20 protein-coding genes are annotated in these 23182 nt (G+C 70.9%); 13 read left to right on the forward strand and 7 right to left on the reverse strand.

What is annotated here, in order from left to right:
• Positions 1-169: 169 nt before the first annotated feature.
• On the forward strand, positions 170-5362 hold the full coding sequence (locus ACSJDX_RS04250; RefSeq protein WP_438354333.1) for a family 78 glycoside hydrolase catalytic domain: 5193 nt from the start codon (positions 170-172) through the stop codon (positions 5360-5362).
• A gap of 167 nt (positions 5363-5529) precedes the next feature.
• The gene (locus tag ACSJDX_RS04255; RefSeq protein ID WP_438354334.1) at positions 5530-6510 is read left to right on the forward strand and encodes an SMP-30/gluconolactonase/LRE family protein; all 981 of its coding nucleotides are present in this window, start codon (positions 5530-5532) and stop codon (positions 6508-6510) included.
• Positions 6511-6603: 93 nt separating this feature from the next.
• Here the strand turns inward: ACSJDX_RS04255 and ACSJDX_RS04260 are convergent, their stop codons facing one another.
• The 6 genes from ACSJDX_RS04260 to ACSJDX_RS04285 all read right to left on the reverse strand — a co-directional run bounded on the left by ACSJDX_RS04260 (position 6604) and on the right by ACSJDX_RS04285 (position 12776).
• Positions 6604-7599 carry an ABC transporter permease gene (locus tag ACSJDX_RS04260; protein WP_438354335.1) on the reverse strand — a complete coding sequence of 332 codons (996 nt, stop codon included), beginning with the start codon at positions 7597-7599 and terminating at the stop codon, positions 6604-6606.
• The gene (locus ACSJDX_RS04265) at positions 7596-8585 is read right to left on the reverse strand and encodes an ABC transporter permease (protein WP_438354336.1); all 990 of its coding nucleotides are present in this window, start codon (positions 8583-8585) and stop codon (positions 7596-7598) included. The genes ACSJDX_RS04260 and ACSJDX_RS04265 overlap by 4 nt, the downstream gene beginning before the upstream one ends.
• Complete coding sequence (locus ACSJDX_RS04270; RefSeq protein WP_438354337.1) at positions 8582-10138, reverse strand: ATP-binding cassette domain-containing protein; 1557 nt, start codon at positions 10136-10138, stop codon at positions 8582-8584. The genes ACSJDX_RS04265 and ACSJDX_RS04270 overlap by 4 nt, the downstream gene beginning before the upstream one ends.
• Before the next feature lie 36 nt (positions 10139-10174).
• The gene (locus ACSJDX_RS04275) at positions 10175-11296 is read right to left on the reverse strand and encodes a substrate-binding domain-containing protein (protein WP_438354338.1); all 1122 of its coding nucleotides are present in this window, start codon (positions 11294-11296) and stop codon (positions 10175-10177) included.
• 275 nt (positions 11297-11571) lie between these two features.
• Entirely contained in the window at positions 11572-12333 is a 762-nt protein-coding gene (locus tag ACSJDX_RS04280; protein WP_438354339.1) for an SDR family NAD(P)-dependent oxidoreductase, read from the reverse strand.
• Positions 12330-12776 carry a GlcG/HbpS family heme-binding protein gene (locus tag ACSJDX_RS04285; protein ID WP_438354340.1) on the reverse strand — a complete coding sequence of 149 codons (447 nt, stop codon included), beginning with the start codon at positions 12774-12776 and terminating at the stop codon, positions 12330-12332. Before ACSJDX_RS04285 ends, ACSJDX_RS04280 begins: the two co-directional genes overlap by 4 nt.
• A 165-nt stretch (positions 12777-12941) precedes the next feature.
• Here ACSJDX_RS04285 and ACSJDX_RS04290 point away from each other — a divergent pair, with 165 nt between their 5' ends.
• From ACSJDX_RS04290 to ACSJDX_RS04340, 11 genes are read left to right on the forward strand one after another with little or no spacing between them, the layout of a single operon-like run.
• Positions 12942-14597 (forward strand): GMC family oxidoreductase, encoded by a 1656-nt coding sequence (locus ACSJDX_RS04290; RefSeq protein WP_438354341.1) that lies wholly within the window; start codon positions 12942-12944, stop codon positions 14595-14597.
• Positions 14594-15004, forward strand: a complete 411-nt coding sequence (locus ACSJDX_RS04295; RefSeq protein ID WP_438354342.1) for a hypothetical protein — start codon at positions 14594-14596, stop codon at positions 15002-15004. Before ACSJDX_RS04290 ends, ACSJDX_RS04295 begins: the two co-directional genes overlap by 4 nt.
• 1 nt (position 15005) lies before the next feature.
• Entirely contained in the window at positions 15006-15566 is a 561-nt protein-coding gene (locus ACSJDX_RS04300) for a gluconate 2-dehydrogenase subunit 3 family protein (RefSeq protein ID WP_438354343.1), read from the forward strand.
• Positions 15563-17152, forward strand: coding sequence for an FAD-dependent oxidoreductase (locus tag ACSJDX_RS04305; RefSeq protein WP_438354344.1), 1590 nt, complete (start codon positions 15563-15565; stop codon positions 17150-17152). Before ACSJDX_RS04300 ends, ACSJDX_RS04305 begins: the two co-directional genes overlap by 4 nt.
• Positions 17145-17978: an N-acyl homoserine lactonase family protein gene (locus tag ACSJDX_RS04310; protein ID WP_438354345.1), complete on the forward strand. Its 834-nt coding sequence runs from the start codon at positions 17145-17147 to the stop codon at positions 17976-17978. The genes ACSJDX_RS04305 and ACSJDX_RS04310 overlap by 8 nt, the downstream gene beginning before the upstream one ends.
• On the forward strand, positions 17975-18829 hold the full coding sequence (locus ACSJDX_RS04315) for an SDR family NAD(P)-dependent oxidoreductase (RefSeq protein ID WP_438354346.1): 855 nt from the start codon (positions 17975-17977) through the stop codon (positions 18827-18829). The genes ACSJDX_RS04310 and ACSJDX_RS04315 overlap by 4 nt, the downstream gene beginning before the upstream one ends.
• The gene (locus tag ACSJDX_RS04320) at positions 18826-19737 is read left to right on the forward strand and encodes an NAD(P)-dependent oxidoreductase (protein ID WP_438354347.1); all 912 of its coding nucleotides are present in this window, start codon (positions 18826-18828) and stop codon (positions 19735-19737) included. Before ACSJDX_RS04315 ends, ACSJDX_RS04320 begins: the two co-directional genes overlap by 4 nt.
• Positions 19734-20138: a cupin domain-containing protein gene (locus ACSJDX_RS04325; RefSeq protein ID WP_438354348.1), complete on the forward strand. Its 405-nt coding sequence runs from the start codon at positions 19734-19736 to the stop codon at positions 20136-20138. The genes ACSJDX_RS04320 and ACSJDX_RS04325 overlap by 4 nt, the downstream gene beginning before the upstream one ends.
• Positions 20135-20548: a carboxymuconolactone decarboxylase family protein gene (locus tag ACSJDX_RS04330; protein ID WP_438354349.1), complete on the forward strand. Its 414-nt coding sequence runs from the start codon at positions 20135-20137 to the stop codon at positions 20546-20548. The genes ACSJDX_RS04325 and ACSJDX_RS04330 overlap by 4 nt, the downstream gene beginning before the upstream one ends.
• On the forward strand, positions 20541-21503 hold the full coding sequence (locus tag ACSJDX_RS04335; protein WP_438354350.1) for an NAD(P)-dependent oxidoreductase: 963 nt from the start codon (positions 20541-20543) through the stop codon (positions 21501-21503). Before ACSJDX_RS04330 ends, ACSJDX_RS04335 begins: the two co-directional genes overlap by 8 nt.
• Positions 21504-21518: 15 nt before the next feature.
• Positions 21519-22223: a GntR family transcriptional regulator gene (locus ACSJDX_RS04340; protein WP_438354351.1), complete on the forward strand. Its 705-nt coding sequence runs from the start codon at positions 21519-21521 to the stop codon at positions 22221-22223.
• Between the two features lie 227 nt (positions 22224-22450).
• Here ACSJDX_RS04340 and ACSJDX_RS04345 read toward each other — a convergent pair whose 3' ends face one another.
• Complete coding sequence (locus ACSJDX_RS04345; protein WP_438354352.1) at positions 22451-23179, reverse strand: SDR family oxidoreductase; 729 nt, start codon at positions 23177-23179, stop codon at positions 22451-22453.
• Positions 23180-23182 lie beyond the last annotated feature (3 nt).

Raw genomic sequence — 23182 nt, forward strand, 5'->3', positions numbered from 1 at the left:
CCGGCGCCGCTCTCACCGAGAGGGGCGCGATCGTCGTGCCCGCACGGTTGCGACCCGCTCGCCATTCGTGGACGGACTTCCCCGCACAGGGTGTTGACGGCCGCGGCGACCCCCGCTACCGTTTCGCTTGATTCCGATCGTGAATCGTTTCATCAATGAGGAGAAACGAATGCGTCGCTCAATCCGCGCCGTCCTGGCCCATCTGGCCATAGCCGCCATCGTCTCGACATCTCTCGTCGTCCTGCCCGCCGCGGGGGCGTCTGCAGCGCGGGAGGGATCGGGGGCGACGCTCAGCGTCGGCACGCTCGAGACCAACGCCGCGGTCGACCCCCTCGGCATCCCGCTCGCCGCTCCGGCGCTCAGCTGGAACCTCACCGCCTCGACGCGCGGCACGGTCCAGTCCGCCTACCAGGTGCGCGTGGCCAGCAGCGCGGCACGCCTCTCGTCGCCCGATGTGTGGGACAGCGGCCGCGTCGTCTCCCCGAACTCGACCGAGGTCGTCTACGGCGGCCCGGCCCTGACGGGCGCCACCTCCTACGCGTGGCAGGTGCGGGTGTGGGACGCGAGCGGTCGCGACTCCGGATGGAGCACCCCTGCCCGCTTCGAGACGGCGCTCGCCTCCGCGGCCGACTGGGCCGGGGCCGAGTGGGTCGGCGCCGACCGGTCGATCCCGGCCGCCTGGACCGACTACACGATGACCTTCCGCGCCTCCGGCATCAGCGGCGCTCTCGGGGTCTTCCTGCGCGGCCGCGACGGGAGCAACACGCACATGTGGCAGATCAGCGAGAGCGAGAAGGCCCTCCGCCCCCATGTGAAGACCGATGGCGCCTACACCGTGCTGGCATCCACCCCGTTCCCGGCGGGATTCGACTTCGCCGCCGAGCACGAGTACGCGGTCCGCGCCGAGGGCACCACGATCCAGACGACCGTCGACGGCACCGTGCTCGACACCCGCACGGTGACCCAGAACACCGCTCCCGGGCTCATCGGCTTCCGCACCAACGGCGCCGAGAAGGGCGCCGTCCTCCAGGCGAAGGTGGTGGCCAAGGACGGAACCGTCCTGCTCGACACGTCGTTCGACGACGGCGACCGGACGTTCACGTCAGGGACGGTCTCGGGCGGCGCCCTGCAGATGTCGGGGAACACCGAGATCTTCGTGTCGCTGGGGAACGACGTCCCGGTCGTGCGCACCGAGTTCACCGCGTCGAAGAAGGTCGCCTCCGCCCGGATCTACGCCGCCGCGCGCGGCGTGTACGCGCTCACGCTCAACGGCAAGCCCGTGGGTGACGCGCAGCTGGCACCGGGCTGGACCGACTACAACACGCGGATCGACTACCAGACCTACGACGTCACCGCCCTGCTCGCGAACGGCAGGAACGCGCTCTCCGGTGAGATCGCCGACGGCTGGTACGCCGGCAACGTGGCCATGTTCGGCAACGGGGTCTACGGACGCGACACGTCGCTGATCGCCCAGCTGCGCATCCGGTACACCGACGGCAGCCAGCAGACGGTCGCGACCGACGGCGCGTGGCGCACGGCCAACGGGCCGACCACCTCGGCGGACCTCCTCAACGGGGAGTCGTACGACGCACGTCGCGCGGCCGCCCTCGGCGACTGGACCAAGGCGGGCTACGACGACAGGGCGTGGACGGCCGTGACGGTGCGCCCGAGCGCGACCGACAAGCTGGAGACGCAGACCGCTCCCCCGGTGCGTGTTACGCAGGAGCTGAAGGCGACCCGGATCGCGGATGCCGGAGCCGGCGTCTTCGTGTACGACCTGAAGCAGAACATGGTCGGACACGCACGGGTCACGATCGCGGGCAAGGCCGGGCAGACCGTGCGCATCCGCGTCGCCGAGGTGCTCAACCCCGACGGCACGCTCTACACCGCGAACTTCCGCTCCGCGAAGGCCACCGACTACTACACCTTCGCGAAGGACGGGACGGCGACGTGGGAGCCGAAGTTCACCTTCCACGGGTTCCGGTACGTCGAGATCACCGGCGTGCCCGCGGCTCCGGATGCCTCGGGCATCACGGGCGTCGTGGTCGGGTCGGACAACGCCCAGACGGGCACCCTGCAGACCTCGTCCGCCCTGGTCAACCAGCTGCAGAGCAACATCCTGTGGGGCCAGCGCGGGAACTTCCTGTCCATCCCGACCGACACCCCCGCGCGCGACGAGCGCATGGGATGGACGGGCGACATCAACGTCTTCGCGAACACGGCGAACTACAACATGGACTCGCAGCGGTTCCTGACGAAGTGGCTGCAGGACCTCCGCGACACGCAGAACGCCGCAGGCGCCTTCCCCGGAGTCGCGCCCGTCGTGCCCGGCAGGTTCGACGGCGGGTACGGGCCGGCGGGATGGGCGGATGCCGGCGTGCACGTGCCGTACTCGGTGTGGCAGGCCTATGGCGACACCCGGGTGATCCGCGACAGCTACGACTCGATGAAGCGGTTCGTGGACTACCTCCAGGCGACCTCGACCGACCACATCCGCAACGTCGGCGGCTACAACGACTGGCTCAACCTCGACGACGACACACCCGCGACCGTGATCGACACCGCGTTCGCGGCCAAGAGCACCCGCGAGTTCGCGGAGATGGCCGCCGCCATCGGCCGCACCGACGACGCCCAGGCGTACCGCGCGCGATACGAGGCGATCAAGGCCGCCTACGGCGCGGCCTTCGTCACCGCCGACGGCACGGTGCGCGGCGACTCGCAGACCGCGTACATCCTGACGATCATGAACGGGCTCATCCCGGCCGGGCTGGAGGGCAAGGTCGCCGACCGCTTCGTGCACACCCTCGAGCGCCGCTCCTTCCACCTGTCCACGGGCTTCCTCGGCGTGGACGGCCTGCTGCCCGCCCTCTCGGCGATTGGACGCACCGACATCGCCTACCGGCTGCTGCAGAACACCGACTACCCCTCGTGGGGCTACGAGATCGGCAAGGGCGCGACCACCATCTGGGAGCGCTGGAACTCGATCATGCCCGACGGGTCGTTCGGGCCCGTCGACATGAACTCGTTCAACCACTACGCCTACGGCGCCGTCGGCGAATGGATGTACCGGACGCTGGCAGGGGTGTCGGCGCTCGAACCAGGGTTCCACAAGGTGCTCATCGCGCCCCAGCCCGGATCCGGGATCGACTGGGCGAAGTACTCGCTGAAGACGCCGTACGGCGCGGTGTCGTCGTCGTGGACGTCGACGGCGGGGGCCATGAAGCTCGACATCGCCGTGCCGGCGAACACGACGGCGGAGGTGCGCATCCCGGCGAGCAGCCGCTGGGCCGTCACCGAGGCCGGGGTGCCGGCGGAGTCCGCGAAGGGCGTGACGTTCGTGCGGTTCGAGAACGGCATCGCGGTGTACACGGTGGGGTCCGGGACCTACGCGTTCGCGACCGACGACAACCTCGGCCGCCTCGGCGACGTGCGCGCCGCCGCCGGCGAGCTCACCGCCCGGATCGACGCGCTCTCGACGGGCGGCGGCCTCACCGCCGCCCAGGCGTCGAAGCTGCGCGCGCTCGTGAAGACCTTCGCCGCGAAGGCCGATCTCACGTGGAACGCCTTCGTCAACACGCGGCCCGGGCGCATCCGCGACGCCGTGGTCGCCGCCGCGGCGCACACGACGCTGGGCTCGGCGCAGGCGATCGCCGCCTATGTCGAGAAGGAGGCTGCGGGCGGCAGGATGCCACTGCCCTCCGCCGCCGCGCTGCGCGGCATCCTGCGTCCGGTCGATGCGAAGCTGTCGGCGGCGATCTCGGCGCTCGTCGGGGCCTCGGCCACCATCACCGTGCCGACCACGCCCGTCTTCCCGGGCGACAAGGCGCGGGTGACGCTCGAGCTGAATGTGACGGGGCCGACGATGCTCGGCACAGTCCAGGGCCGGCTCACCTCGGTCGACGGCTGGACGGTGACACCCGTATCCACGGCAGGCGATCGGGACGTGCGCCCCGGTGCGAAGAAGTCCTTCGTCTACGACGTGACGGTTCCGGCGGATGCCGCGCCGGGCGCCTACACGCTCGACGGGGTCGTGACGAGCACCCTCATGGGCACGACGGTCTCCATCCCCCGCAGCGCCCCTCTCACAGTGTCCGCGCCGATCGGGGTGACCGGCGCGACGCTGTCGGCGCCGTCGGCGCATCCGGGCGACGAGGTCTCCCTCGATGTGGTCGTCGAGAACCGGACCCCCGCCGCGCGATCGGGGACCCTGACGCTGACCCCGCCGACCGGCTGGGCGGCACCGACGGTGCCGTTCACCGCGCCCGCGGGTGGTTCGGCCACCGTGTCAGCGCGTCTGACGGTGCCCTACACGGTCACGGCCGGGCCGGCCGAGATCACGGCGTCGGTGGGCGCCTCCGCCCAGGAGCGCACGACCGCGTCGCTCGCGGTGGCCCTCTCGGCGGCGCCGGCGGTCTCGTTCGACTACGTCGACCTCGGCGTCGCGGCGTCGGAGCGTGCCCACGCCCTCACCGCGTCCGCGAACTCCGGGACCTCGACCGAGGCGGGACTCACCCGTCGCTACACGCATTCGTCGTACCCGGGCGGATGGTTCGAGATGGATGTCGCGGTGCCCGCGGGGCAGCCTTTCGTGGTCCGCGCGCGGGAGACCTTCGACGGCGCCCGGACCAAGACGTACGACGTCCTGGCGGACGGAGTACGGGTCTTCTCGCAGGGTTACACCCGGTCGGCCTCCGGCGAGGGCGTCATGGAGTATCAGTTCGTCGTCGACGACCCGACGATCACCGCCGACGGCACCGTGCGCCTGCGTTTCCAGGACGTCGACGGCGCCTACGACCCCTCGATCGCCGATGTCTGGATCCTGCCGGTGCGGGCGGGGCTGGACGCCGCGCAGAACGTTCTCGCGGGCTCGACCGCGACGGCGCGGACGAGCCTGCAGGCCGCGCCGTCGTGGAGCGTCGGCAATCTCGTGGACGGGCTCCGCACGAGTGTGGCCGGCGGTGCCAAGGGCTACACCTCCGACGGTCCCGACCGCGCGACGGCGGGCGTCGACCAGTGGGTCGCGTTCGACATGGGCGCGACGACGTCGCTCGACACCGTCGTGCTCTACCCGCGCACCGCGACCGCCGACGAACCCGCGGCCGACGGCGTCGACGGGGCGCATTTCCCGAAGGCGTTCGACATCCAGGTCAGCACCGACGGCACCACGTGGACCACGGTGAGATCGGTGAGCGGACAGGCCGACCCGGGGGCACGACCCCAGGTGTACTCCTTCACCGCCGTCGAGGCCCGGCACGTGCGGATCGCGGTCAGCGAGCTCGGTCGCCCGACGGTCGAGGAGGGGGCCCTGGGCTACCACCGCCTCCAGCTCGCCGAGGTTCAGGCCTTCCGGCTCGGGGCCTGACCGCAACGCGAGACCGGCCGTGCCAGAGAGGGTGCGGCCGGCCTCGTTCGAGCGGCGCGGACCCCGGGCCGAATCCTCGACCGGCAGGCGCGCGCGGCGTTGAGCCGACGCGGACGAGCGCCTAAGCTTTGAATGACCGTCATACGATCTTTCGAAGAGGACTGCTCGTGACCTATGCCTCCCCCGTTCCCGCCGGCCCTCGCGACCCGCGCGACACCATGACGCACCTTCCGACGGGAGAGCCCGTCTACGACGTGCTCGACGACCGGTTCATGGCGTGCATCGACCTCGTCGCCCAGCTCGAACGCCTGGCGACCGGGTACCGGTGGGCCGAGGGTCCGGTGTACTTCGCCGACCAGCATGCGCTGCTGTTCAGCGACATCCCCAATGGGCGCATCCTGCGCTACGACGAGCACTCGGGCGCCGTCTCGGTGTTCCGGGAGGGGTCGGGCAACGCCAACGGCAACACGCGCGATCTGCAGGGCCGCCTCGTCACGTGCGAGCAGGGCGTCGGTCGCGTCACCCGCACCGAGCCCGACGGCTCGGTGACGGTGCTCGCCGACGGCTTCGAGGGCCATCGCTTCAACTCCCCCAACGACGTCGTCGTGCGCAGCGACGGATCGGTGTGGTTCACCGACCCGTCGTACGGGCGCGAGACGAGCTTCGTCGGCATCCCGCGACCGCGCGAGATCGAGGGCGACCACGTCTACCGGCTCGACCCCGCGACGGGCGCACTCACCGTCGTCGCCGATGACTTCTGGAAGCCGAACGGACTCGCGTTCTCGCCCGACGAGTCGCTGCTGTACGTCGTGGACTCGGGCTACCTGCCCGATCCGGCCGGTCCCCGTCACATCCGCCGCTTCTCCGTGCGCGAGGACGGCACGCTCCGGGGCGGCGAGGTGTTCGCCGAGATCACCCCCGGCATCCCCGACGGCATCCGCGTCGACGAGGACGGTCGCGTCTGGGTCGGCGCCGGCGACGGGGTGCAGTGCCTCGCACCCGACGGAGACCTCATCGGACGCATCCGCGTGCCCGAGGCCGCGGCGAACCTCGCGTTCGGCGGTCCGCGTCGCGATCGCCTCTACATCACCGCGACGACCTCGCTGTACGCGGTCTTCACGAACGTGCGGGGCGTGCAGCGCCCCTGATCCGCCGTCTCCTCTTCACGAGGGCGAGCGGGACCAGGACCCGGGGGGAGGGTCCTGGTCCCGCTCGCGTCGCGGATCGCGCGGCGACCGGGATCAGCGCCGCGCGAGCGGGTTCCGCGACAGGGCCAGGACGACCACGATGAGTGCGCCCTGGATGATGAACTGCCATCCCCCGCTGAGCCGGGTGATGTTGCCCAGCGTGGTCAGCAGCGTCAGCAGCACGGCGCCGGCCCACAGGCCCGACACGATGCCCCGGCCGCCGGCGATGAGCGAGCCGCCCAGCACCACGACGGCGATCGAGGCGAGCTGGTACGCGGTGCCCAGACCCAGCGACGGCCCGCCGCTGTACGCGGCCAGCAGCACGCCGGCGAGGCCGGCCATCCCGCCCGAGAGCACGTAGGCCGAGGCGCGGATGAGCGCGGGGCGCGTGCCGGCGAAGCTCGCGGCGACGGGCTTCTGCCCGACCGCCTCGATGCGACGGCCGTAGCTCGTGCGCTTGAGGAGCACCGCGAACAGCACGGCGATCACGACGCCGACGAGGCCGAACACGGGGATGGGGCCGAGGCGGGCGGTGGTGAAGTCGGCGAGCGCGGGGCTGGCGACCCCGACGACGCTGCCGGAGTAGATGAGCGTGATCGTCTGCAGTGCGAACCCGACCGCGAGCGTCCCGACCAGGGGCGGCATGCCGACGAACTCGATGAGCAGCGCGCTCACCGCGCCCGCGACGATACCGGCGACGACACCGACGATGAGGCCGGTCGCGATGTTGCCGTCCTGCCCGGCCATGATCTGGCACGACAGGAAGGCGCTCAGGGTCATCACGTACGACACCGACAGATCGATGCCGCCGTTGCCGACCGTGATGACGAACAGCTGCCCGATGCCGACGATCACGAGGAACGTGGCGATGATGATCGCGGCGCTCATCGTGTCGACGATCCCGCGTCCGGCGAGGAGGCCGATCGCGAGCCAGACCAGCACCATCCCGATGAAGGCGGGGGCGGCGGGGTGGGTGAAGATGCGGACCAGGATGCCGCGGGTGCGCGCGCCGTCGAAGCGGGTGTCCGCGCGGGTGTCGAGATCGGTCATAGCGTCCTCCGCAGCTTCTGGATCCAGCGCACGAGCGATCGCAGCACCAGGACGAGCACCAGCACGAGCCCCTGGGCCGCGGCCTGGAAGCTCGAGGAGACCCCGATGAACTGCAGCAGCGAGCCGAGCAGTCCGATGACGAGACCGCCCGCCACCGCACCGACGACCGAGACCTCACCGCCCGAGAAACTGCCGCCGCCGACGATCACGCCGGCGATGCTCAGCAGCACGAAGCTGGAGGCGATGTAGGCGTCGCCGCCGCCGGTCTGCCCGCTCAGGTACAGACCCGACAGCACGCCGAAGAGGCCGGCGAGCGAGTACAGCGAGACCTTCGCGCGGATCACCGACCAGCCGGCGCGGCGCACGCCCTCGGCGTTCGCGCCCGAGCCGCGCAGCACCGCGCCGTACTTGCTGCGGTGCAGGAAGAGCGCGGTGACGACGGTGACGAGCGTCAGCACGATGATGACGCCGGGCACGACGACCGGGTTGAACCGCACGAACGCGACGATCCCGGGAGGGACGACGCCGCCGGGAGTGGGCAGGATCAGGATCGCGATGCCGAGCCACACGAAGGACATGCCGAGCGTGACGACGATCGACGGAAGTCCGCGCACGGCGATCAGCACGCCCATCGCGGCGTACGCGGCGATCATGCCCACCAGGAACAGCACGCCCAGGACCGCGTTCTGCGGCACGATGATGGCGATCGCCACGTTGGCGAGGCCGATGAACGAGCCGATGCCGAGGTCGATGTCACCGGCGGCGATGATGAACATCTGGGCGAGCACGGCGAGGATCAGCGGGATCAGCGGCGTCAGCACGAGGTTGATGCCGTTCGGGGTGGCCACGAGCGGGCGCAGCACGACCATGAGGGCGAACACCACGACGGCGGCGACCGACGGCAGGAACCACGGCCCCAGGATCGTGCTCCAGCGGCGCGGAGAGCGCGAGTCGGCCGGCAGGTCGGTAAGGGTCGAGGCGCTCACGGACGCTCCTCCTGTGCAGCGGGCGATGAGTCGTCGGCTCCGAACGACAGGGCGATGACGGCATCCTCGGTCGCCTCCTCGCCGCGGATGGTCGCGACGATGCGGCCGACATGGAAGACGAAGACGCGGTCGCAGTTGCGCAGCTCCTCGTTCTCGGTCGAGTACCAGACGATGGTCTGGCCGGCGTCGGCCTGGCCGCGCAGCATGGCGTAGACCTCGCTCTTGGTCGACTGGTCGACGCCGCGGGTGGGGTCCTCCAGCAGCAGGATGCTGGATTCAACCGACATCGCGCGGGCCATCAGCGCCTTCTGCTGCGTGCCGCCGCTGAGGCTCGTGATGACGTCGGACGGGCGTCCCTTGATGCCCAGCCGGCCGTACCACTCGTCGACGAGCGCACGCTCGGCACGGGGCCGGATGAGACCGCCCGCCGTCACCTTCGACAGGCTCGAGAAGCTGATGTTGGAGGCCACGTCCCAGATCGGGAAGATTCCGCGCACTCCGCGGTCGCCGCTGACGTAGGCGCCCTCGCCGGTGACAGTGACGGACTGGTGCGGCGTGCGACGGGTGGCGGTGTGGCCCGAGGGCCGTGCGGCGCGATAGAGGGCTTCGAGCGCGGTCAGCTGGCCGTGCCCCTCGAGACCGGCGAAGCCGATGATCTCGCCGGAGCGGATCTCGAACACCTCGCGGTCGGCGTCGGCGCCCTGCTCGATGCGGACGACGACGTCGCCCGTGCTCGGCGGCGCGGCATCCGTGCTGGTGACGCGGGCGGTGTCACGCGCGGGCGCGGCGGCGGCGTGCTCGTGCGAGGCCACGCCCATCGCGGTGACGAGCGAGGCCTTGGTCGCCTCGGCCGCGGGCTGCTCACCGAGCACGCGACCGTCGCGCATGACGTAGATGCGCGAGAGGTTGTCGATCATCTCGTGCAGGCGGTGCGTCGTGATGATGGCCGAGACACCGTCGGCCGCGCGCTTCTTCAGGTAGGCGTAGAAGGAGGCGGTCGCCGCGGCATCCAGCGATGACGTCGGCTCGTCGAGGATGACGAGTGCGGGCGGCTGCGCGCCGTCGACCATCGTGCTCGCGCACTCGATCATCTGCCGACGGGCGATGGAGAGATCGCGGATCTTCGCGTCGCGGCGGATGCCGTGACCGGGGAACATCTCGTCGAGCACGCGCTCGAGGTTCGTCCACGCCGCGCGCCGCCAGCCGAAGCCGCGCGCGGAGTGGTCGAACACGGCGGCCGTCTCGTCGACGCGCAGGCTCGCGCACAGCGACAGCTCCTGGTAGACGGTGCGCACCCCGAGCTTCTCGGGGTGCGCGACCGTCTCCTGGGCGGGGCGCGCGATGCCGTTGACGGTGACCTGTCCGCCGTCTCCGGCGACGGCGCCGTTGACGACCTTCAGGATCGTGCTCTTGCCGGCACCGTTGTGGCCGGCGATCCCGATGAGCTCGCCCCGACCGACCCGGAACGACGCGTCGTTCACGGCACGGGTGGATCCGTAGCTCTTCGAGACGCCCGACACCACGAGGGTGTCGGCGGATGCGCCGTCAGGCATGGAGTACCTCTTCGTCTTCGAATGCGGCCGATTGTCTCACTGCGCGGGCGGCAGCGGCTCCTCGACCTTGATGGGCTTCCCGTCCAGCGCCGACTTCAGGTACGTGCGCGTCTGGTCGAGCGTCGTCGGGTTCTCGGCGATCTGCGTGTAGCCGAGCGCCGTGGCCCATGCGTCGCGGTTGGCCTCGGGGATGACCAGCAGCGGAGCGAAGATCGTCTTGTCGGGGACGGTCTGGGCGTTGTCCTGGTTGTTGCGGACGAGCCACGACAGCCACAGGGCGGTCGACGAGATGCTGGGCTGCGACGAGATCGACATCGTCTTGTAGGCCGGGTTCTGCGCCGCGACCTTGGCCCAGCCCTGCAGGCCCTGACCGGAGTTGCCCTGGATGATGACCGGCAGCGGCGAGGTGCCCGCCTGCAGGAACGCGTCGAGCGTGCCGCCGCCGTCGTTGCCCTCGGTGAGCACACCGGCGATCTGCGGAAGGGACGGGAGGATCTTCGCGACCTCCTGCTGCGCCGTCGATTCGGTCCACTGGCCGTAGACCTCGCCGACGAGCTTCATGTCGGGGTACTTCGCGAGCACCGACTGCGCACCCTTGTAGATGTCGTCGTCGACCGTGTTGCCGGCGATGCCGCGCACCATGAGCAGGTTGCCCTTGCCGCCGAGCTGATCGGCGAGGAACTGCGCCTCGAGCTGGCCGTAGGTCTGGTAGTCGAACGCGACCTTGTAGGCGCAGCCGGCGGTGGCGAGCGAGTCGAACACGACCACGGTCACTCCCGCGTTGCACGCCTCCTCGATGGCCCCGTTGAGGGCGGTGGGCGATGCGGCGTCGATGATGATCGCGTCGTAGCCCTCGAGCACCAGCGACTGGATCTGCTGCGCCTGCTGCGGCGCAGAGCCGTCGGAGTTGACGACCTTGAACTCGCTGACCTTGTCGGGGTTCGCCTTCGCGGTCGCCTCGAAGCTCGCCTCCATCTGCTTGCGCCAGATGTTGCCGTTGAAGTAGTTGCTGAGTGCGATCTTGATCGGCTTGGCGCCGTCGGCGCCGCTGCCCGCGTCGGTCGCGCCGGTCGCGCATCCCACCAGCAGGGTGGCGGATGCCGCGACCACCGTGCCCAGCGCGATCAGGCGCCGCACGCGGCTCGTCATGGACTTCATGTCTGTCTCCTCGTTGAGTGGACTACTCGGGGGGTGGTGCCGGTCGATCAGCGGTGCGATCGCTCGCGCCGTGTCGTGGGGGCTCCGGGTCGGGTGCCGTCATCGGGAACGGCCTCCGGGGTGATGCGCTCGAGCGATGCGGCGACGGTCGGAGTGCTCCGCGTCGTCGCGTCGTGATCGAACCTCATCGTTACCTCATTGTCAGATTGTCGGACAACTGACGCTGTCACAGTAACTGCGACTCTCCCGGAATGCAAGAAGATTGTCTGACGAAATCAGGATGCTCCGCCGTCGATGACGAGCGCATGCCCGGTCACGAACGACGACGCCTCGGAGGCGAGGAAGAGCATCGCTGCGGCGATCTCCGACGGCTGACCCTGTCGCTGCAGGGGCACCCCGGCGCGCACCGCGGCGTCCTGGGCGGCCCGGCCGCCCATGTGCGCGACGATGGGGTCGTTGAAGGGCGTGTCGACCCACCCGGGTGCGACGCAGTTGACGCGGATGCCCTCGGGGCCGAGCTCCGATGCGAGCGTGCGCGTGAAGGCGATGATCGCGCCCTTCGATGCCGAGTAGGCGCTCAGTCCCGCGGGCGCTTTGAAGCCGCCCACCGAGGCCATGTTCACGATCGCCGGCAGGTGTCCGTGCCGCAGGTGCGGCACACCGTACTTGGCGGCCAGGAAGCACGAGCGGGCGTTGACCGCCATGTGCAGATCCCACACCGACTCGTCCATCTCGGTGACCGGAGACGAGCGCTGGATGCCGGCGTTGTTGATGATGACGTCGAGCCCGCCGAGCGTCTCCGCGGCCGTGTCGAGCAGCGCCTTCATCGATGCGGCATCCGACACGTCGGTGCGCACGAACGTGGCGTCGGCACCCTGCGAAGCCAGTCTTTCCGCGGTTTCCGCGGCCCTCGAGTCGATATCGCCGATCACGAGGCGCGCCCCTTCGGCCGCGAGCAGATCGGCGGTCGCGCCGCCGATGTTGGCGGCGGCGCCGGTCAGCACGACGCGGCGGCCCTCCATCTGCCGGCCGGTCATCGGTTCCACTCCTCGAAGAGCGCGACGGCCGCTCGGGCGATCGTCTCGTCCTCCTCGAGCGACCCGCCGCTGGCCCCGACGGCGCCGACGATGTCGGATCCGACGACGAGCGGGAAGCCTCCGGCGAAGGTGATGAGACCGCGTGCTGAGCCGTGCGCGAGACCCGCGAACGGACCGGCCGGACTCGTCGCCTCGGCGAGCGCCCCCGACGGCTGACGCAGGGATGCCGCGGTGTACGCCTTGGCCGTCGCGACCTCGCCGGTGAGCAGTGGCGCGTCGTCCTGGCGCCCGAAGGCGACGACCTCCCGGGTGGCGTCGAGGATGGCCACGCTCGCGGGGACCGCGATCCGCGTCGCCGCCTCCAGCGCGGCATCCAGGAGCACCCGCGCCTCGGCGTAGCTCAGTGCACGCACGGTGCGTGGTGCAGGACTCTCGTTCGTCATCGTCGACGTCCTCCCTAGGACTCGTGGGCTCGGCCAGCAACGCTACGGCGTCGTTGACCTTTGCGTGTTCTTCGTCATACGATCGTACAGAATCGTCCCGTCGCCCACATCCCCCCGGATGGCGTGCGGCACAGATTCCCGATGGACGTGACGAAGGAGTTGCCCATGACCGCCCCGCAAGCCCGGCGCACCCGCGACGAGGGCGCGCCCGCGCCCGACCTCGCCGACGTGGTCATCGTCGGCGCCGGCCCCGCCGGTGCCGTCGCCGCCCGGCGCTTCGTCGAGGCGGGCATGAGCGTCGTCTGCATCGAGCAGGGCGACTGGCCCGACTACTCCACGTCCCACGTCGCCGACGAGTTCCTCGAGCTCAGCGCCGCGAAGCCGTGGAACCCGCAGCCGTCGGTGCGCAAGGCGCCCAGCGACTACCCGATCGACACGAGCGCCTCCGACGTCGAGCCGCTGATGTGGAACGGCGTCGGGGGCAGCACCGTCATGTATGCGGGCATCTGGATGCGCCTGATGCCGTCGGACTTCCGCGTGCGCACGCTCGACGGGGTCGCCGACGACTGGCCGCTGAGCTACGAAGACCTCTCCCCGTACTACGACACGATCGAGCGCGACTTCGGCGTCTCGGGGCATCCCGGCGACCCGGCGTTCCCCGACATCACGTCGTACCCGATGAAGGCCGCCCCGATCGGCAAGGCCGGGCGCATGATGGCCGAGGCGCACAACCGTCTCGGCTGGCACTGGTGGCCCGGCAGCAACGCCATCGCCACCGAGGACTACCGCAACCAGGGCGCGTGCGTGCAGCGCGGCGCGTGCATGTGGGGATGCGTCAACAAGGCCAAGGCCTCGCCCGACGTCACGCACTGGCCCGATCTGCTGCGGCAGGGCGTGACGCTCGTCGTCAACGCCTCGGTCAGCGAGATCGAGACGGACGCGCGCGGGCTGGCGACGGGAGTCGTGTACCGCGACGCCGACGGTGCGACCCACCGGCAGCGCGCGTCGATCGTCGTGGTCGCGGCCAACGGCCTCGGCACGCCGCGTCTGCTGCAGCTGTCGACGAGCGCGCGGTTCCCGAACGGGCTGGCGAACTCGTCCGGCCTGGTGGGCAAGCGCCTCATGATGCATCCGTTCGCCACCGTCGTCGGCATCTTCGACGAGCAGCTCGACCCGTGGAAGTCGGTCTGGGGCCAGCCGATCTACTCGCTCGAGTTCTACGAGACCGTCAAGAGCCGCGGGTTCGTCCGCGGCGCGAAGTGGAACGTCACCCCCACCGGCGGACCCCAGGCGATGACCGCCGCCTTCCCGTGGGGCGGCCAGTCGATCTGGGGCGAGTCGTTCCACGAGACGGTGCGCGATCGCCTGGGTCACTCGCTCGCGTGGGGCATCGTCGCGGAAGACCTTCCCGAGGAGCACAACCGCGTCGAGCTCGACGAATCGCACCTCGACGGCTTCGGCGTGCCCGGCGTGCGCATGGTCTACCGCACCGCGCAGAACACGAAGGATCTGCTCGCCTTCAACGTCGACCGCGCCACGGAGTCGCTGCGCGAGGCGGGGGCGACCGAGACGATCGTCGCGCCGATGATCCGCGAGACGGGCTGGCACATCCTCGGCACCGCGACGATGGGCGCCGACCCCGCGGCATCCGTCGTCGATCAATGGGGCCGCGCGCACGACGTGCCGAACCTCTTCATCGTCGACGGCAGCACCTGGCCGACGTCGTCGGGCATGAACCCGACGCCGACGATCGCGGCGTTCTCGCTGCGGGCGGCGGAGCACGCCGTCACCCACCGCGGCGCACAGGCGGTGGCGCTGTGAGCGCGCTCGACCTGCGCGACCGCGAGCGGCTCGCCGCGCTCGCCGACCTGCTGATCCCGGCGTCCGACGGGATGCCGAGCGGATCGTCCGCGCAGGCGCATAACACGTACCTCGACTCCGTCTTCGCGGTGCGCCCCGACCTCGTCGAGGTCGTGCGCGCCGGGCTCGACGTGCTCCCCGACCCGGTGCCTGCCGCCCTCGCCGAAGTGCCGATGCCGCAGCTGCGGCCCGTCGCCGACGCACTCACCGCCGCCTACTTCCTCAACCCGGACGTGGCGGCGAGCGTGGGGTACCGCAAGCGCTCCGTGATCCCCATCCGCTTCGACGACGATCTCGACGGCTTGGTCGCCGATGTCGTCGCCCGCGGAACCATCTACCGCCCGACCCCTGGAACAGAGGAGAGCTGACGTGGCATTCGACCACCGCGACGGCGTCGCCGCCAGCCCCTACGCCCCCGTCATGGGCCGCACGTTCGTCGACTTCGACGAGACGGGCCCGCTGACGGTGCTCGACGAGCGCCGCGCCGCGCTGCTGTCGGCCTGGGCGACCCGCATCATCCCCGCCGACGGACCGTGGCCCGCGGCCGGCGACCTCGACACCGTGGCGTACATCGACGCGGTGCTGCGCAAGGCGCGGGAGCTGCGTCCGGTCGTGCTGGCCGGCATCGACGCGGTGGATGCCGCGGCCTCCGCCGCCCACGACGCGCCGTTCGCCGAGCTGGACGAGCCCGCGCAGATCGCGATCCTGCAGGAGGCCGAGAAGACGACGGCGCCGGTGGCGTTCTCGATCGTGCTCGAGCTGACCTACGAGGCCTACTACCGCGCCCCGAGCGTGCAGCAGGTCGTCAAGGACGTGACGGGCTTCGATGTCCGCAACACCGTCGACGGCAAGAAGATGGCGCCCTTCCCGACCGAGCGGATGCTCGAGGTCGGTGCCCGCCCCGATCGCTTCAGGAGCGTTCCCGCATGACCGATGACACCACCGCCGACATCCTCGTGATCGGCGCCGGCGCCGCGGGCGCCGCCCTCACGTGGAGCCTCGCGCGCCGCGGACTCAAGGTCGTCTGCCTCGAGCAGGGCGACTGGGTCGACGAGGAGACGATCCCGAAGAACCACGCCGACTGGGAGGTGCGCGGCCGTCACTACTGGAACCCCAGCCCCGGCAAGCGGCGCGGCCCGGCCGACTACCCCGTCACGAACCTCGGCGAGAACCCCGTCGACGTCTACATGTACTCGGCGGTCGGCGGCAGCGCGATCGGCTACGGCGGCCACTTCTGGCGCTTCCAGCCGTCCGACTTCAAGGCCAAGACGATCGACGACTTCGGCGTCGACTGGCCGATCGGCTACGAGGACCTGATCCCGTACTACGAGCTCAACGAGCGCATGGTGGGCATGTCGGGCGCCGGCGGCGACCCCGTGCAGCCCGGACGACCGAGCGTTCCGCTGCCGCCCATCCCGATCGGCCGTCAGGGCAACCGGTGGATCGACGGCTTCGACAAGCTCGGGTGGTACTGGTGGGCGCAGTCGCAGGCGCTGCTGTCGCAGGACTACAAGGGCCGGCCGGCGTGCGTCAACCGCGGCTTCTGCGCCTTCGGGTGCCCGAGCGGTGCGCTCGCGCTGCCGTCGAACACGTACTGGCCCGAGGCCCTCGAGGCCAGCGCGCACCTCGTGACGCAGGCGCGCGTGCGCGAGATCACGGTCGACCGGACCGGCCGCGCGACCGGCGCGCTCTACTACGACTACGAGGGACGGCTGCGCGAGGCGAAGGCGTCGGTCGTCGTCGTGTGCGGCAACGGCGTGGGCACTCCGCGCCTGCTGCTCATGTCGACGTCGAACCGGTTCCCCGACGGTCTCGCCAACAGCAGCGGCCAGGTCGGCCGCAACTTCATGCCGCACGTGCAGACGATGGTGATCGGCCACTGGGACGAGCCCACCGACGCCGACCACGGCGCCTGGGGCGGCACGGTGTCCTCGCGCCACTTCTACGAGACGGATGCCGCGAACGACTACGTGCGCGGGTTCACGATGGTGGCGATGCGCGGGTACTCCCCGCTCAACACCGCCCTCGCGGTCGCGCCGTGGGGTGCCGACCACCACAGCCGCCTCGAGCACCACCTCAACCACGAGGCGACGATCTGGGTGTGCGGCGACGACGCCCCCGAGGAGCACAACCGCATCGAGCTCGACCACGACGACCTCGACGCGTTCGGGCTGCCCGGTGTGCGCACCTATTACACGCTGAGCGATAACTCGAAGCGGCTCGGCGCCGACGGCGTGCGGCGCGCGACCGAGCTGAGCTACGCCGCGGGCGCCGACTCGGTGCGAACGACCGGCTTCGACTCGATCCTCGGATGGCACCTGCTCGGCACGGCACGCATGGGGGCGGATGCCTCGAACTCCGTCGTCGACGCCGACAACCGTGCGCACGACGTGCCGAACCTGTACGTCGTCGACGGCTCGAGCTTCTCGACCGGCGGGGCCGTCAACCCGACCCACACGATCCAGGCGCTCGCGCTGCGTGCCGCCGACCGCATCTGGGCGGCCCGCAATGGCTGACACCACGCCCCGCCCCGCAAACCAGGTGCTGATCGTGCGCTACGGCACGCGGTCGACGAACCGCTCCGACGTGTACCTCAATCACGGGGTGTACCGCGAAGACGACGGTCCGATCGACATGGACTACTTCTTCTGGGCGATCCGCACGCCCGACGAGACGATCCTCGTCGACACCGGCTTCTCGGTCGCCGGCGGGGAGGCGCGCGGACGCACGATCCTGATCGACCCGGCGCGCGCCCTCGCGCTGGCCGGCGCCGAGCCGGGCACCGCGCCGCGCATCATCGTCACGCACGGCCACTACGACCACATCGGCAACCTGCCGCTATTCCCGGACGCGGAGCTGATCGTCTCGCGGCGCGAGTTCGACTTCTGGGCAGGGCCCCACGCGACCAAGCCGCTCTTCCACCACTCGGTCGAGGACGTCGAGCTCGCGCACCTGCGCGATGCCGCTGCCCGCGGCACCGTCACGTTCTTCCAGGGCTCGCTCAACGTCGCCCCCGGCGTCCGCATCGTCGAGATCGGCGGCCACACGCCCGGGCAGAGCATCGTGTTCGTCGAGACGTCCGAGGGCACCGTCCTGCTCGCCTCCGACGCCGTCCACTACTACGAGGAGTATCAGCGCGACATGGTGTTCACGTCGGTCGCCGACATCGTCGAGATGTACGACAGCTTCGCCCACATCCGCGACCTCGAGGCATCCGGAGCCGTCGCGCACGTCGTCTCCGGCCACGATCCGTCCACGCTCGAGCGGTTCACGCCCGTCGAGGGCGACCTGCACGGCAACGCCGCCACCATCGGCGCTCCCCCGGCGGGAGCGGCCCGATGAGCGGCCGGTTCGAGGGATCCGTCGCGGTCGTCACGGGTGCCGGCGGCGGTCTCGGCCGCGCGTCGGCCCACCGGCTGTCGTCGGAGGGCGCGCGCGTGGTCGTCGTCGACATCGACGGCGACGCGGCCGAGCGCACGCGCGCGGAGCTTCCCGGCGAGGCGATCGCCGTGCGCGCCGACATCGCGACCGAGGAGGGCGTGCAGTCGTACGCGGATGCCGCGATCGCCGCGTTCGGACGCATCGACCACCATCACCTCAACGCCGGCATCTTCGGCGGCTTCCAGCCCCTTCCCGACATCTCGGTCGACGACTTCGAGCGGGTCATGGCGGTGAACGTGCGCGGCCAGTTCCTCGGCCTGCGCGCGGCGTTCCGCTGCTACCGCGCGCAGCGCAGCGTCGGGGCCATCGCGGTCACGGCGTCCATCGCCAGCCTCACCGCCGCCGCCGACCTGCTGCCGTACCACACGTCCAAGCACGCCGTCGTGGGGCTCGTCCGCGCCGCCGCGATGTACGGCGGACCGCTCGGCATCCGCGTGAACGGCGTCGCCCCGGGGATCGTCCCGACCGACCTGTTCGCGGCAGCGGCCACCACCGCCGGCGGCAAGAACGACATGGAGCAGCGCGCGTCGACGACGCCGCTGCGCCGCGCCGGGTCGGCCGACGAGATCGCTGCGACCGTCGCGTTCGTGCTGTCGCAGGATGCCTCGTACATGACCGGGCAGATCCTGTCGGTCGACGGCGGCGCCACCATCGTCAACACCGTCCGCCCGTCGGGCGGCGCCGGAGCCTGGGACGCCGACGCGGTCGACGCGCAGCTGTACGGCGAGAACTGGAAGGAAGAGATCTCATGACCGATCCGAAGCTCGGCTTCATCGGCCTCGGCAACATGGGCGGCCGGATGACGCGCTGCATCACGTCGAAGGGCATCGACGTCGTGGGGTTCGACACGTCGGCCCCGAACATCGAGGCGGCCGGGGCGACCGCCGCGGCATCCGTCGCCGATGTCGTCGCGCAGGCCGATGTCGTGTTCCTGTCGCTGCCCGACAGCCGCGTGGTCGAGGCGGTCATGCGCGGACCCGAGGGCGTCATCGCCCACGCGCGTCCCGGTCAGATCGTCGTCGACCTCAGCACGGCGGCGCCGGAGTCCACGCGCGCGCTGGGCGTCGAGCTCGCCGAGGCCGGGGCGGTCTACCTCGATGCCGGCATCTCGGGCGGCGCGGCCGCCGCCGAGAAGGGGACGCTCACGCTCATGGTGGGCGGCGACGCCGCCGCGCTCGACGCCGTGCGCCCCCACCTGGCGCATTTCGCGTCGAACGTGTTCCACATGGGCGCGCCGGGCGCCGGCCACACGACGAAGCTGCTCAACAACTTCCTCAACGCCGTCGCCCTGTCGGCGACGTCGGAGGTGATGATCGCCGGCAAGCGCGCCGGGCTCGACATGGACGCCCTGCTGGGCGTGCTCAACACCAGCTCGGGCGTCAACTTCGCGACCCTCAACCGCTTCCCCAAGATCGTGCACGGCGACTACCTCAAGGGCGGCCTGACCAACGCGCTCATGATGAAGGACGTCATGCTCTACACCGAGCTCATCGCGGGTCTCGGCATCGCCGGGGTGCACGCGTCGGGTCCGCTCGCGAGCTTCGGGTCCGCGATCGCCGCGGGCCGCGCGGGCGACATCAGCAACACCGTCGTCGACGTGCTCGGAGCCCTCTCCGGCGGCATCGTCGTGCACGACGCCGATCAGGAGGACCCCCGATGAAGCTCATCCGCGCCGCCGAGCGCTCCGGCACGTCCGGCAAGACCGGCTCGCAGTTCACCGGACAGGTGCACAACTTCCTCACGATGCCGGCGACCGACGGCATCACGATCAACACCGTCACCTTCACGCCCGGAGCGCGCACGTTCTGGCACAGCCACACCGACGGTCAGATCCTCGAGATCATCGCCGGCCGCGGACTCGTGCAGTCCGAGGGTGCGGAGGCCGTGAGCGTGGGCGCGGGAGACACCGTCTGGGTGCCGCCGGGCGAGCGTCACTGGCACGGCGCCGCACCCGACTCGTTCATGACCCACACCGCCATCTCGCTCGGTCCCACCAACTGGGACGACGCCGTGGCCGATTCCGACTACAACCCTCGTCCCGAAGAAACGGAAGCGCGATGACCGACGACACCACGACCCACGCCGACACCTACGAGGCGGGTCTCGCCAAGCGCAAGGAGGTGCTCGGCGCCGATCACGTGACCCGCAGCCTCGGCAACGTCACGGAGTTCTCCCGCCCGATCCAGGAGCTCGTCACCGAGTACTGCTGGGGCCAGATCTGGACGCGCGACGGACTGCCGGCGCACACCCGCAGCCTGCTCAACATCGTCATGCTCACCGCCCTCAACCGGTCGCACGAGCTGTCGGTGCACGTGCGCGGAGCCGTCCGCAACGGGGTCACCGACGCGGAGATCCAGGAGGCGCTCCTGCAGGCGGCCATCTACGTGGGCGTGCCGGCGGCGCTGGAATCGTTCCGCATCGCCGAGCAGGCGCTGCGCGAGGCGCGTGCAGAAGTCCCCGCGGATGCCTGAGCGCGGCGCGGTCGCGGTCATCGGCCTGGGGAACATGGGCTTCCCCATGGTCGGGCGACTCGTCGCGGCCGGTGAGGAGGTGCGCGGCTTCGACGTCGCCCCCGACGCCGTCGCGCGGCTCGCCGAGGTCGGTGCCGCGGGCGCCGACTCGGCGGCGGACGCGGCGCGCGGTGCGGGTGTCGTGGTGCTCATGCTCCCCAACTCGCGCATCGTGACGTCGGTCGTCGACGATCTGCTCGCCGCCGACGCGCTCGTCGAGGGCTCGATCCTCGTCGACATGAGCTCGTCCGAGCCCACCTCGACCCGCGAGCTCGCCGAGCGTCTCGCGCCGCACGGCGTCGCCCTCGTCGACGCCCCCGTCTCGGGCGGCGTCAAGGGCGCGGTCGCCGGCACGCTGACGATCATGGTGGGCGGGGAGGATGCCGCGGTCGACCGCGTGCTGCCGGTCGTCACCGCACTCGGCACGGCGATCCGCTGCGGCGGCGTCGGCGCCGGCCACGCTGTGAAGGCGCTCAACAACCTGCTCTCGGCGACCCACCTGTGGGCGACGTCCGAGGCGATGGAGGCGGGCGCGGCGTTCGGGCTCGACCCCGAGGTCATGCTCGCCGTCTTCAACCGCTCGAGCGGACGCAGCGGCTCCACCGAGAACAAGTGGCCCAACTTCGTGCTGCCCGGCACCTACGACTCGGGCTTCGGGCTCGGTCTCATGCTCAAGGACATGCGCATCGCCCTGGGCCTCGCCGAGGCCACGGGCACGACGCGCCGGCTGAGCGCCGACGCCGTCGAGCTGTGGGCCGACGCGGCATCCCACCTCCCGGCCACCGCCGACCACACCGAGATCGCCCGCTGGGTCGCGGTGAAGGACGCGCACGGCGCGGGCCCGACCGCCGCTCCCGGCACGGACGAGTTGCGGAGAGAGAATGATCTCAGTAAGGGTGAGACACCCCATGCGTGATCGAGGTGCAGAGCAATGACGTCCAACTCCCTGTCGGGGTCGTGGTCGAGTGAACCGGTGGGCCGCGTGGCGGCCCCCCTGCGCGAGCAGGTGACCTCGTCACTTCGCCAGGCCATCCTCGACTTCTCGCTGCAGCCCGGTCAGCGTCTCGTCGAGCGCGAGCTCATCGAGCGGCTCGGCGTCTCGCGCACGACGATCCGCGAGGCCATCCGCGAGCTCGCGGCCGAGGGCATCGTCACGGTCGTGCCGCAGAAGGGCGCGATCGTCACGGCGCCCTCGCTCGCCGACGCGACCGACCTCTACGAGGTGCGCGCATCGCTCGAGTCGCTCGTCGTGCAGCGGTTCGTCGAGCGCGCGACCGACGAGCAGGTCGCGCGTCTCGTCGCGACGGTGGAGGAGTTCGCCGGCGTCACGACGTCGACGACGTCGATCCGCGACGTGCTCAAGGCGAAGGACCGCTTCTACGCCGTGCTCATCGAGGGTGCCCGCAGCTACGCGCTGCAGCAGCTGCTGGAGAGCATCCAGGCGCGCGTGCAGGTGCTGCGCGCGACGTCGATGTCGGAGCCCGGACGCCCCCTCGAGGTTGTCAACGAGCTGCGCGGCATCGTCCGCGCCGCGGCGGCCCGCGACGCCGAGCTCGCCTCGCGGCTGTGCGCAGCGCACGTGCGCAAGGCCTCGATCACCGCCCTCGCGCACCTGCGCGCCGAAGCCGGGGTCTGAGCCCCGGCATCCATTCGCCGACCCACCCCCTCGCGCCGAGCCGCCCTCTCCTTCCCTCGCTCCCCCACCCTCTTCGTGCGCCCAACGCCCGTGCGTCGGACGAGAGCCCCCGCCGTGAACGGTTCATGCCGGGGGCTTTCGTCCATCGCACGGGCTTTGGACGAGAAAGGGGGAGCGAGGGGCGGGAGGGAGGAGACGAGGAGCGCGCCGGATGCTGCGTTCCCCGCTCAGCGCGAGGAGTAGCCGCCGTCGATCGGCAGCGAGACGCCCGAGATCATCGCGGCGCCGTCGCTCAGGAGGAACACGATGGGGGCGGCGATGTCGTCCTCGGTCGCCCACTTGTGCAGCGGCATCGCATCGAGGAACGGGCCCTCGATCTCGGGCCGACCCCAGTACCAGGCCGACATCGGCGTCATCACGACGGTCGGGTTGACGCTGTTGACGCGGATGCCGTACCCGCCGAGCTCGAGCGCCGAGACGCGCGTGATGTTGTCGAGCGCCGCCTTCGAGGAGCCGTACGAGATGTGCCCCGACAGCGCGACGAGCGACGCCTGGCTCGAGACGTTGACGATCGCGCCGCCCTTGCCCAGGCGCACCATCTCGCGCGAGGCGTACTTCGTCACCAGCAGGGAGCCGCGTGCGTTGATCGACATGACCTTGTCGAACACCGCGATGTCGGTGTCCATCGGGGTGGCGATCTCGCCGCCCCAGCCGCCGCAGTTCACGACGCCCCACAGGTCGCGGCCCTCGATCGCGGCGCGGATCTCGTCCTCCGACTCCAGGTCGAACACGATCGGCTCTGCGCCGGTCTCGGCGACGATCGCCTCGAGGTTCGCGGCGGTGCGCCCGGCGGCGAGCACGTGCGCGCCGGCGGCGACGAGGTGGCGCACGGTGGCGCCGCCGATCCCTCCGCCGGCTCCGGTGACGAGGATGGTGCGGCCTGCGAGGTCGGTCATGGG

It is taken from the genome of Microbacterium fluminis (assembly GCF_051549805.1).
Classification (GTDB): Bacteria; Actinomycetota; Actinomycetes; order Actinomycetales; family Microbacteriaceae; genus Microbacterium.

What these genes read in the sequence shown, in the direction of transcription:
- ACSJDX_RS04250 (WP_438354333.1), top strand. Translation starts at nt 170, where the DNA reads ATGCGTCGCTCAATCCGCGCCGTCCTGGCCCATCTGGCCATAGCCGCC.
- ACSJDX_RS04260 (WP_438354335.1), bottom strand. Translation starts at nt 7,599, where the DNA reads ATGACCGATCTCGACACCCGCGCGGACACCCGCTTCGACGGCGCGCGC.
- ACSJDX_RS04270 (WP_438354337.1), bottom strand. Translation starts at nt 10,138, where the DNA reads ATGCCTGACGGCGCATCCGCCGACACCCTCGTGGTGTCGGGCGTCTCG.
- ACSJDX_RS04275 (WP_438354338.1), bottom strand. Translation starts at nt 11,296, where the DNA reads ATGAAGTCCATGACGAGCCGCGTGCGGCGCCTGATCGCGCTGGGCACG.
- ACSJDX_RS04280 (WP_438354339.1), bottom strand. Translation starts at nt 12,333, where the DNA reads ATGACCGGCCGGCAGATGGAGGGCCGCCGCGTCGTGCTGACCGGCGCC.
- ACSJDX_RS04285 (WP_438354340.1), bottom strand. Translation starts at nt 12,776, where the DNA reads ATGACGAACGAGAGTCCTGCACCACGCACCGTGCGTGCACTGAGCTAC.
- ACSJDX_RS04290 (WP_438354341.1), top strand. Translation starts at nt 12,942, where the DNA reads ATGACCGCCCCGCAAGCCCGGCGCACCCGCGACGAGGGCGCGCCCGCG.
- ACSJDX_RS04305 (WP_438354344.1), top strand. Translation starts at nt 15,563, where the DNA reads ATGACCGATGACACCACCGCCGACATCCTCGTGATCGGCGCCGGCGCC.
- ACSJDX_RS04310 (WP_438354345.1), top strand. Translation starts at nt 17,145, where the DNA reads ATGGCTGACACCACGCCCCGCCCCGCAAACCAGGTGCTGATCGTGCGC.
- ACSJDX_RS04315 (WP_438354346.1), top strand. Translation starts at nt 17,975, where the DNA reads ATGAGCGGCCGGTTCGAGGGATCCGTCGCGGTCGTCACGGGTGCCGGC.
- ACSJDX_RS04320 (WP_438354347.1), top strand. Translation starts at nt 18,826, where the DNA reads ATGACCGATCCGAAGCTCGGCTTCATCGGCCTCGGCAACATGGGCGGC.
- ACSJDX_RS04325 (WP_438354348.1), top strand. Translation starts at nt 19,734, where the DNA reads ATGAAGCTCATCCGCGCCGCCGAGCGCTCCGGCACGTCCGGCAAGACC.
- ACSJDX_RS04330 (WP_438354349.1), top strand. Translation starts at nt 20,135, where the DNA reads ATGACCGACGACACCACGACCCACGCCGACACCTACGAGGCGGGTCTC.
- ACSJDX_RS04335 (WP_438354350.1), top strand. Translation starts at nt 20,541, where the DNA reads ATGCCTGAGCGCGGCGCGGTCGCGGTCATCGGCCTGGGGAACATGGGC.
- ACSJDX_RS04340 (WP_438354351.1), top strand. Translation starts at nt 21,519, where the DNA reads ATGACGTCCAACTCCCTGTCGGGGTCGTGGTCGAGTGAACCGGTGGGC.
- ACSJDX_RS04345 (WP_438354352.1), bottom strand. Translation starts at nt 23,179, where the DNA reads ATGACCGACCTCGCAGGCCGCACCATCCTCGTCACCGGAGCCGGCGGA.